Annotated in this window: 3 protein-coding genes; all 3 read right to left on the bottom strand. The window is 60.9% G+C overall.

Features of this window, described 5'->3' with window-relative positions; translation table 11 throughout:
• Window positions 1-988 (bottom strand): TRAP transporter large permease subunit (locus QZ326_RS12500; RefSeq protein ID WP_295745783.1); only part of this gene is annotated, 988 nt, incomplete at its 3' end.
• 156 nt (window positions 989-1,144) lie between these two features.
• Window positions 1,145-2,152: a TAXI family TRAP transporter solute-binding subunit gene (locus QZ326_RS12495; RefSeq protein WP_295745780.1), complete on the bottom strand. Its 1,008-nt coding sequence runs from the start codon at window positions 2,150-2,152 to the stop codon at window positions 1,145-1,147.
• Between the two features lie 284 nt (window positions 2,153-2,436).
• A partial coding sequence (locus QZ326_RS12490) for a threonine--tRNA ligase (RefSeq protein ID WP_295745777.1) occupies window positions 2,437-2,930 on the bottom strand: 494 nt, incomplete at its 5' end.

The raw sequence follows: 2,930 nt of genomic DNA, 5'->3' as shown, positions 1-2,930 counted from the left end.
ATCTCAAGGCAACGGTGGCATAAGTGGTGTCCATATACTCCGCCATGAGGAAGGCGGCGGCGCCCATGATGGGGGGCATAATCTGCCCGCCAGTGGAGGCGGCGGCCTCCACCGCCGCGGCGAATTCGCCCTTGTAGCCCGTTTTCTTCATCATGGGGATGGTGACGGAACCGGTAGTCACCGTGTTGCCCACGGAGGAGCCGGAGACCATGCCGCACAGGGCGGAGGAGATCACCGCCACCTTGGCCGGACCGCCGGAGGAAGAGCCCGCCGCGCAGTTGGCCAGGTCGATGAAGAAGCTGGAGATACCGGTCCGCTCCAGGAAGGAGCCGAAGATGATGAACACAGCGATAAACTTGGCGCACACCTGAATAGGGGTGGCCATGACACCAGAGGTGCCGTAGAAGAGAGTGTAGATCACCCGGGCCAAGCTCTGGCCGCTGGCAAAGGTGTAGATCATCAGCGCCCCCACCACAAATAGGATGGGCAGGCCCACACACCGGCGGCACAGCTCCGCCAGACACAAAATGCCCACAATGCCCAAAACAATATAGAGCCAGGCCCCGTCCACGGCACTCTCACCCCAGGGGTCGATCTTGGCGGCGCTGGTGATGACCATCACAAGCCCCTTGTAATTTAGGCAGTAGTAGAAAAAGGAGCCGGCGCCCAGAACCATCAGCGCGACGTCATACCAGGGCATGGCGTTGGGGGTCACGTGGCCCTTGTGAACGGGATAGTTGAGATAGCCCATGATAATAATAAGGCCCAGGAAGGCCGACAGGCGGATGGGCAGGTCCGCCGTGCTCCACAGGGTGGACCAGATGCAATACAGAGAGAACAGCGCTGTGATCACGCTGACCACCCGCTTGGGCGTTCCCTCCCAAACGCGGGTGGCGGACTCCCGGTCAAATTTGCGCATGACCTCGTCCATCTCCGCCGCCGCGCCGGTCTCCACGTCCGGCAGGGCGTTTCTGTCTTTCTCACGCATAGGGTGAAACCTCCTCAATCGAAATTTCGCTTGCTGTTTTGAAAAGGCGGAGAATCCGCCTCTGCCCTTTCAACACAGCAAGGGCCGCGAAACGCGGCCCTTGCCGGATGGAATCCCTTCCGGACTGGGTTTTTAACGGTCCCTGAACGGGGCCTCTCAGTAGGTCCCGGCAGGGATGGTATAGGCGCTGTAGTAGGGAGAAGCGGCCAGCAGGCTGTTGGTGTGCTCCTCGTCCAGGCTCACCAGGTACACGGGCTTGGAGGTGGCCAGGTCCACGATGGCGGTGGTGGGCGCACCGGCCACCACGAAGGCGGCGTCGATCTTGCCGTCCTTCAGGCTATCGGCGCTGTCGCTAAAGCCCTGGTAGACGGGGCTGATGCCGCTGTCGGGATCAATGCCGTAAGCACCCAGCACGTCCACGGCGTTGAACCACACGCCGGAGCCCCGGTCACCGATGGAGACGGACTTGCCGGCAAGGTCGGCCACGGACTTGATGTCGGGGTTGGTAGTAACGATCTGGACCTGCTCCATGTACAGGGCGGCCACCACGGAGAAGTTGTCCACCGGGCTGTCAAACAGGCGCTCGCCGTTGTAGCCGTAGCTCATAACGTCGGACTGGACAAAGCCCAGCTGCACATCGCCGGCGGCCAGATCCTCGATATTGGCCTTGGAGCCGCCGGAGGTGACAGCGGTAACGGAGACGCCGGTGTTGTTGGAGACATAGCTGGAGAGCACGCCGCCGAAACCGTAATAGGTGCCGGACTCGCCGCCGGTGCCGAAGGTCAGGGCCTTAGAGCCGCCCACGCCAGCGCCGTCCTTCACGGAGGCCACGTCCTTGCCCTTCTCAGCGAAATACTTGGCCGCGCCGGGGTGATAGGGCACGGAGGTGACGGAGGACGCAAAGTCCAGGTCCAGCTCACCGCCCTTGGCATGCTGCTCGGTGATGGCGTCCTTGTTCTCAAAAATCGTGGACACAAAGTCGTAGATGTCGGCCTCGGGCACGTCGTCCCGGGCAATGACCACGGCGCCCACGGCCACGGTGTTGGTGTCCACAGCAGCCGCGCCCTTGTCGCCGGAGCCACTGCCGGAATTGCCGCCGCCGCAGGCGGCCAGTACGGTGACCATCATCATGACGGCCATCAGCAGAGACAGAATTTTTTTCATCTCAAATCCTCTTTTCCTATTTTGATACAATGGTCTTTCCTACATTGAATATTATAATCCTTATTCCTTCATTTTTCAAGTGCTAATTTGAATTTTGCAGCTTTTTCTGCAAGTTTGCACTTTTGTCCTTTCATTTTCTCTCCCGTTTTGCATAACTCTCACAGAAATCCTGCATTTTCCTCCATCCCCGACCCATCATCCGCCGTGCGGCGCCTTTATTAGGGGGATGAAAAATGCACAGGCGGCACGGGCTGAATGCCCGCGCCGCCGTGGTCTCATCTGTTTTACTTGCGCTCTTTGCTGTCCACTTCGCCTCTCAGCAGCTCCAGGAACTGGTCCAGAGTCATGGCCCCCAGGTCCTCGCCGCTGCGGTGACGGACGGAGATGGTCCTGTTCTCCATGTCCCGGTCGCCCAGCACCAGCATATAGGGGATCTTCTCCAGGGTGGCCTCCCGGATCTTCTTGCCGATTTTCTCGTTGCGCTTGTCAGTCTCCGCCCGAAAGCCCGCCTGATCCAGGGCGGCGGTCACGGAGGAGGCGTACTCGTCCGCCCGCTCGGTGACGGTGAGGACCTTCACCTGCACGGGGGCCAGCCAGGCCGGAAAGGCCCCGGCGAAGTGCTCGGTGATAACGCCGATGAACCGCTCGATGCTTCCCAGCACCACACGGTGGATCATCACGGGGCGGTGCTTCGCTCCGTCCTCGCCGGTGTACTCCAGCTCGAAGCGCTCCGGCAGCTGGCTGTCCAGCTGGATGGTGCCGCACTGCCAGGTCCGGC

Origin of the sequence: uncultured Oscillibacter sp. (genome assembly GCF_910587525.1) — a bacterium.
GTDB lineage: Bacteria > Bacillota > Clostridia > Oscillospirales > Oscillospiraceae > Oscillibacter.
This window is presented reverse-complemented; position numbering and strand designations above follow the sequence as displayed.